General features: G+C 70.9%; 5 protein-coding genes and 1 pseudogene. All 6 read left to right on the forward strand.

Annotation, left to right across the window (positions count from 1 at the left end; translation table 11 throughout):
• Positions 1–236: pseudogene (locus OJ997_RS35820) on the forward strand (hypothetical protein); the annotation flags it as partial.
• Positions 237–259: 23 nt separating this feature from the next.
• Complete coding sequence (locus OJ997_RS35825) at positions 260–1,345, forward strand: RodZ family helix-turn-helix domain-containing protein (protein ID WP_270030260.1); 1,086 nt, start codon at positions 260–262, stop codon at positions 1,343–1,345.
• Positions 1,346–1,530: 185 nt separating this feature from the next.
• The gene (locus tag OJ997_RS35830) at positions 1,531–4,137 is read left to right on the forward strand and encodes an Ig-like domain-containing protein (protein WP_270030261.1); all 2,607 of its coding nucleotides are present in this window, start codon (positions 1,531–1,533) and stop codon (positions 4,135–4,137) included.
• Between the two features lie 25 nt (positions 4,138–4,162).
• On the forward strand, positions 4,163–5,536 hold the full coding sequence (locus OJ997_RS35835; protein ID WP_270030262.1) for an aminotransferase class V-fold PLP-dependent enzyme: 1,374 nt from the start codon (positions 4,163–4,165) through the stop codon (positions 5,534–5,536).
• A gap of 73 nt (positions 5,537–5,609) precedes the next feature.
• On the forward strand, positions 5,610–6,728 hold the full coding sequence (locus OJ997_RS35840) for an AAA family ATPase (RefSeq protein WP_270030263.1): 1,119 nt from the start codon (positions 5,610–5,612) through the stop codon (positions 6,726–6,728).
• 1 nt (position 6,729) lies between these two features.
• On the forward strand, positions 6,730–7,548 hold an 819-nt coding region (locus OJ997_RS35845; RefSeq protein ID WP_270030264.1), incomplete at its 3' end, for a PfkB family carbohydrate kinase.

A 7,548-nucleotide genomic window follows, 5' to 3' on the forward strand; every position in this document is an offset into this window, starting at 1 on the left:
GGCCGCGGCACCAGCAGCCCCGGGGCACCGGGTGGCCGGCGCAGCCGCCGGGCGCGAACGACCGCCCGCAGCCGCAGCCCACGGCGACGTGGCCCGCGCAGCCACAGCCCGTCGCGAGCCAGTGGCCGGCCCAGCCGGCGCCGGCCGCCGCGCACCCCGCCCACGGCGTCCCCGCCACGGCGCCCACCCAGACCGTCCCCGCACCCGCCCCCACCCAGGACCTGGTGCGTAGCTGATGATCAGACAGGAGAACCCGACAGTGCACGTATCCCGCGGTCGCAAGCACATCGCGACCGCCGTCCTCAGCGCCGCGGCGCTGGGCTTGAGCCTCGCTCCCACGGCGCACGCCCAGACCGTCACGAACCCGGCCGACCATCCGTTCCCGGTCACGGTCACGATCGACGGCCAGACCTACACCGACGGGCGGGACACCCTGCCGGGCTTCGACGACATCGCCTGCACCGCGATCCCGTACGTCTCGTACGACTTCGGCCAGAACCTGGTCATCTACAAGGACAGCGACGGCCAGATCCTGGACACCGCCAAGTGGACGGAGTGGTCGCGCACCACCACGTACCAGAACTGGCTGGACGACCAGAAGACGCCGACGCCGACCGCGACGCCCACGGCGACGACCCAGGCGACGGCGACCCCGACGGCCTCGGCGGGTGGCGGCACGACCACCACCCAGACGACGAACACGGGCACGACGAACCAGACGTCCACGACCACCGGTTCGACGGGCAAGACGAACACGACGAAGTCGACGACGAAGACGCAGACGACCAAGAACTCGTCGGGCAAGTCGCAGACGACCAAGAGCACGACGAACAAGAGCTCGAACACGAAGAGCTCGACGACGAAGAGCTCGTCCACGGCCACTCCGACCCCGACGAGCACGTCCACGTCCTCGTCGTCCTCGTCGTCGTCCTCCTCGGGCTCGACCACGAACGGCTCGACGGGCACGGACACGTCCTCCTCCGCGCCGGACGGCGGGGCCGACGCCGCGGTCGATCCGGCCGCCACGACCGATCCGGCCGTCGCGGCGGACACGACGGGCGCCGGCACGGACCCGGCGGTCCAGACCGGCGTCGCCGATCCGGCCGCCACCACGGCGGTGGTCGCCCCGAACGGCCAGACGGTCACTCCCGCCGGCCAGAACGTTCCGGTGTCGGCCGGGACGGGCGAGTCGGCGGAGCAGTACCAGCTGGCCAGCCAGACCGCCGGCAACGTGGGTGACACCCGCTTCGCCGGCATCCTGATCCTGGTGGCGCTCACGGCCGTCGGGTTCTTCTGCCTCGCGTTCGGCGGCGTGCGTCAGCACCTGTTCGGCCGCAGCCGGTAAGTGACACATGACCTCGCCCGTGTGACACACGCGGGCGAGGTGAGTCACTCACCGTAAATCGAATATCGCAGCACCCGCTGCTCCTCACTGGCTGATAGGGCATCCAGGCAGAGGGGAGTGCGGATAGCCCCTGCGTACGTCCGCGCAGGGGTGAACTCCACCCAACACAGCAAGTGAGGAAGAGCGTGACCCTTTCATCCCGATGGAGGCGTGCAGCGGCCGCGACGGTCGCCGTCGCGTCGCTCGTGCCGTTCGCGGCGACCGCGCAGGCGGCGGGCACCGAGACCACCAAGTACCAGCGCTCGGACTTCCTGCAGCGTGCGCTGGGCGTGCCGGCCAACACGGTCATCGACTCGGTCACCTACGACCGCTTCCAGAACCTGCTGCGTCACACCGGCAACCTCGCGATCCTGATCGGTGATCCCGCGACGGACCCGTCCTTCAAGGCCAAGGCCGTCAGCGTCGACGCGGCTGCGCGTGCTGCCGGGATCGCGAAGGTCTACTGGTTCAACCCGAACCTCACGGGTGGTGTCCAGGTCGGCGAGTCCAAGCTCCCGAACCTCGACATCCGCAACACGGAGGCGATCGGGCTGGTCAAGAGCTCGCGTGACAAGTACAAGGACGCGTGGCAGAACGTCGTCGCGCAGTCGCTCGGCAACGGCGTCATCGCGACCCCGAGCAACCCGGGCGCCCAGAGCCAGTCGGTCACCACCACCACGGGGCAGGCCGGCGCTCCGGTCAACGACACCGTCGACCCGATCTTCGACTACACGACCACCACGCCCGCGAACCTCACGGACAGCTACTTCCTGGTCTACAACACCGAGGGCGGCACCGAGGCGGCCAAGGACAAGATCGTCTCCTGGGTCAACCTGACCGACGACGCCGCCTCGGCGACGAAGGTCACGGCGGCGATCGCCGGCAAGACCTTCGCGCGCGTGGACCAGTTCGCGTGGTGGAAGGAAGAGGCCAACGAGCGCCAGCGCGTCGGCACGCAGAACACGCCGTCGCAGAACCCCGACGTCCCGGTGCTCACCGACGCCGACAACGCGACCGCCGACGGCGGTTGGCGCGTGAACCAGATCACCTACCCCGAGCTGGTCGACCTGCTCGACCACTCGACCGACGGTGACGCGGCGATCCTGTTCGGCGGCACCTGGTGCCCGAACACCCGCGCCGTGCTTCCGTTCGTCAACAAGGAAGCCCAGAAGAACGACGTCACGGTCTACAACTTCGACACCGTCCTGGACGGTGGCAAGGTGGCCGGCAACCCGACGGGCGGCGCCAACCCGCTGCAGACGCGCAACGGGCACGGCAACGCCGGCACGGGCGCCGACGCGAACTTCCGCACGTTCCCCAGCTACGTCTACGGCGAGCTGGTGAGCCAGTACCTCAGCAACTTCCAGACCGAGTACCTGCCCACCGCGACCAACGCGATCACGTACTTCCCGTACGGCGACACGAGCAAGACGGCCAAGTCGCAGGCGCGCCTGCAGGTGCCCTACCTGTTCGGCTACAAGGCCAAGGGCACCACGGGGCCGCAGGCCGGCATCACCCGTCAGTGGATCATCAAGAACGCCAACGGGACGTTCAGGGAGTACATGTCGAATTGGTACTACACCAATCCGCAGCAGGGCAAGGTCTCCATCACGTTCCCGTCGACGGTCCCGGCGTGGCAGAAGATCAACCAGGCGATCACCAACTTCACCTACAAGACCGATGTCACCCCGCTGATCCCCAACCGGGCGATCTACACCGACACCGCTGACTATCTGATCAACGAGACGGCGACGGTGGGCGTGGACTCGCGCACCGGTGCCGTCACCGTCACCTCCGGTGGCCCGACCGACATCAGCCAGCCGGCCCTGACCGCCGCCCTCGCGGCGCTGGGGGCGAACGCGCCGAAGACCCTCACCGAGGCGCGCACGGCGTGGCTCGCCAACAAGACCGACGCGAACCTCACGACGATCGCCGGCGCCTGGGGCACCGTCGACGCCCGCAAGGACAACGTCGGCTCGTCCTTCGGCGCGCCCACGACCCCGAACAGCATCGCCGGCGGCGCCGCCGCCAAGCGCGCCCTGGAGGTCTTCTTCGGCGGCCTGCCGGGCGGCCCGCGATTCACGACGCGTACCGTCACCGCCAACACGGTCACGGCGCCCGCCGCGCCGTCGGTGAGCCTGACGATCGCGAACCCCCAGGGCCGCGCCGTGACGGGCGACGTCACGATCTCCGTCAAGCAGGACGCGACGGAGGTGGCCTCGGTCACGTCCGCCATCTCCGGCGGGGCCGCGTCGTTCGCGCTGCCGGCGCTGCCGGCGGGCACGTACGCCTACACGCTGACGTACGGCGGCACCGAGGACATCGACGGGTTCACCGAGTCCGGGACGCTGACGGTCAACCCGGCCCCGGTCGTGGATCCGACGCCGACGCCCACGCCGCCCGTGGTCGTCCCCGCTCCGACGGCCACCCCGACCCCGACGCCGATCGTCAAGGCCAAGGTCAGCAAGGTCGCGGGCGCCATCGCCAAGGCGCCGACGAGCAAGAAGGCCGGCAAGTACAAGGTCACGATCACCACGGCCAAGGGCCAGACCAAGGCCAGCGGCAAGGTCACGCTCAAGCTCACCAAGGGCAAGACGACCAAGACCGTCACCGGCACCCTCAAGAACGGCACGGTGACCGTCACGGTGCCGAAGCTGGCCAAGGGCACCTGGAAGGTCGCGATCACGTGGCCCGGCGACAGCAAGTACGAGTCCGGCAAGGCGACAGGGACCTCGATCAAGGTCAAGAAGTAGAGACGCGATGACGATGAGCTCCAGCATGGCCCCCACGCAGACGCACACCAGCAACGGCGATCGCCTGCTGGAGCTCGTCGGTCACGATCTCACGGTCCCGCTCGTCGGTGGCGAGTGGGTCCGCTACGCGAACCTCGACAACGCGGCGAGCGCTCCCGCGCTCAAGCCGGTCGCCGACGCCGTCGACGAGCTGCTGCCGTACTACGGCAGCGTGCACCGCGGCGCCGGCTTCGCCTCGGTGGTCAGCACCGAGGCCTACACCCGCGCGCGTGAAGTCGTGCGCGGGTTCGTCGGTGCGCGCGAGGACGACCTCGTGCTGTTCACGCGCAACACCACCGACGCCTTCAACTTGCTGGCGGGCGCGCTGCCCGCCGGCACGACGGTGCTGACCTTCACGGGGGAGCACCACGCGAACCTGCTGCCGTGGCGCAGCGGCGACGTGCGTCACATCGGGATCCCGTCGAGCGCCGCCGAGGCGCTCGACGCGCTCGAGGTCGCCCTGCGCGACCTCGGCGGCAAGCGCGCCCTCGTCTCCGTCACGGGCGCCTCGAACGTCACGGGCGAGGTGTGGCCGATCGCGGAGATCTGTCGCCTCGCGCATGCGCACGGCGCACGGGTCGCGCTCGACGCCGCCCAGCTCGCCGCGCACCGCCCGCTGGACATCGCCGGCTGGGACGTGGACTACGTCGCGTTCTCCGGCCACAAGGTCTACGCGCCCTACGGCGCCGGCGTGCTCGCCGGCCGCGCCGACTGGCTGGATGCGGGTCGCCCGCACCTCGCGGGCGGCGGCGCCGTCCGCAGCGTCACCGCCGACGACGTCGAGTGGACGACCGGCCCGGCCCGCCACGAGGGTGGCACCCCGGCCGCGCTCGGCGCGTTCGCGATCGCCGCCGCGGTCAACACGCTCCAGCAGACCGGCTGGGAGGCGATCGTGGCCCACGAGCTCGAGCTGCTCGAGCAGCTGCTCACCGGGTTGGACGCGATCGACGGCGTGCGCACCTACGAGCTCTGGGAGCGCGGCACCTGTGACCGCGTGGGGGTCGTGAGCTTCAACGTCGCCGACCTCGACCCGGCGCTGCTGGCCGCGGCGCTCGGCGCCGAGCACGGCATCGGCGTCCGCGACGGCGCCTTCTGCGCACACCCGCTGATGGACCACTTCGCCGCCCGCGACCGCGGCCCCCGCCATGCCGTGCGCGCGAGCATCGGCGTCGGCACGAGCGCGGAAGACATCGACCGCCTGCTCGGCGCCGTCGAGCGCATTGCCCGCGAAGGCGCGGAGTGGAACTACGTCGAACGCAACGGCTACGTCCTCCCGGATCCCGACCCGCGTCCGCGCCCCTCGCTGGGCGGCCTGCTCAACGGGCCGGTGGACACCGGAGGCTCCGCCTGCCGCGAGTAAGTAGTGCTCCGCCGGGCAACGTTGTAGTGTCTAGCCCTACGGACATGTACGGAATCGCACTACAACTCGCAGCGTGACGGAACGTCAGGGCACGCCGTTCCCGTTTCAGGGTCCGGTGCCGCCGGCACTGCTGATCGACCGCGAAATCGAGCTGACGGAGCTGATGCGCCGTGCAGCCGACCGTGTGCACGTGCGGATGGTCGCGCCCCGTCGGTTCGGGAAGACCAGCGTGTTGCATGCGCTCGCGGCGCAATTGCGGCAGACGGGTTGGCGTGCCGTCTATGTCGACCTGTCGCGTGTCACCGACATCACGGACGTCGCGCGCCGCTTCGCTCAGGCCTACGCCGAGCTCGACCAGTCGTGGGTGAGAGCGCACCTGTCGGGCGTGCTGAGCCGCGTCGGCGTCTCGATGACGGCCGCTGGACCAGGTGTGACGGTCGGCCCGCGGCCGTCGAAGCCGGATGGGGTCGCGGCCGAGTCGGTCCTGCTGCCGCTCTTGGATCTGCCGATGGCGCTGTGGGAGACCGATCAGCTGCCCACGCTCGTCGTGTTCGACGAGTTCCAGGACCTGCTCGTCGCGCACAAGGATCTCGATGGCGTGTTGCGCTCGCGCATCCAGCACCACGCCGATGCGGCCGCGTACGTGTTCGCGGGGTCGGAGCCGTCGATGATGCGCGAGCTCTTCGATACCAAGGAACGGCCGTTGTTCGGCCAAGCGATTCCGTTGACGCTCACGCCTCTGCCGCTGGATGTCGTGATCGCCGAGCTGACGCGACGCTTCGTCAGCGAGGACTTGGACCCGGGTACCGCGCTCGGTCCGCTCGTCGTCTTCGCTGCGGGACATCCGCAGCGGACGATGCTGCTCGCCTATCTGCTGGCGGATCGGGTCAGCTCCGGCGACGAGCCGACAGCGGCGGTGGCGGATGAGATCATCGACGAGGCGATCCAGATCACCGATCCAGCGCATCAGGCGGTCTGGCAGACATTCAGCGCGATCGAACGTGTGGCGTTCGCGGCCGTGGCCGACGGCGTGGCGGTCTCATCGCAGCAGCTCGCGGATCAGCACAGCGTTGCGCGGAGCTCTCTGAACGACGCTGCTGACCGACTGGCCGCCCAAGGGCATCTGAGCCGCGCAGCGCGGACGACCACGCCGGTGGACCCGCTGCTGGCGGAGTGGGTTCGGCGGCGCTGACATGATCGTCTGCATCGCGGCGACGCCCGCCGTCGACCGCCTGCATGAGGTGAAGGGGCCGGTGGTCGTCGGGACGATCCACCGGCCGAGCCGGGTCATCGCGGTCGCGGGTGGGAAAGGGCTCAACGCGGCCCGTGCCGCCGCTGCGCTCGGCGCCGACGTGCGTGCGGTCGCTCCACTCGGCGGCGCCGCCGGCGACTGGATCGAGGCGCAGCTCCACGCGGCCGGCATCGCGGTCAGCCGCGTGGTGACGGGCGCCGAGCCGCGCGTGTGCGTGTCCGTCGCGGGGGAGGGGCAGGAGCTGACGGAGTTCTACGAGGGCGCGCCCGAGCTGCGGTCCGACGAGTGGGACGCACTGCTCACGGCGGTGCGGGCAGCGGCGGTCGGCGCCGGCTGGGTGACGCTGTCGGGCTCGCTGCCCCCGGGCTCGCCCGCCGACGGCGCGGAGCAGCTCCTCCGGGCGGCCCGCGCGGCCGGCGCTCGGGTCGCGCTCGACTCGCGGGACGACGACCTGCGCGCGGGCCTGCGCGCCGCGCCGGACCTGGTGAAGATCAACGAGCACGAAGCGCGCGACGTGGGCTTCGACGTGCGGGCCCTGCGGCCGTCGAACGGCGTGGCGTGCATCACTCACGGCGCGGCCGGCCTGGAGCTCGCCGGCGACGGCTTCGTCCTCCGTGCCGCGCCGCCCACCCGCGGTCGTTACCCGGTGGGCTGCGGCGACGTGACGCTCGGTGCGCTGGTGGCCGCGCGGGACGCGGGCGCGGACTGGCGCGCGGCGGTGGCGTCGGCGGTCGGCGCGGCGGCGGCCGCGGCCGAGGTC

The organism is Solirubrobacter phytolaccae, from assembly GCF_027587195.1.
In the GTDB taxonomy this organism is placed as follows: Bacteria; Actinomycetota; Thermoleophilia; order Solirubrobacterales; family Solirubrobacteraceae; genus Solirubrobacter; species Solirubrobacter phytolaccae.

Excerpts from the sequence above, each read along its gene's own strand:
- OJ997_RS35835 (WP_270030262.1), top strand. The coding sequence starts at position 4,163 with ATGGCCCCCACGCAGACGCACACCAGCAACGGCGATCGCCTGCTGGAG.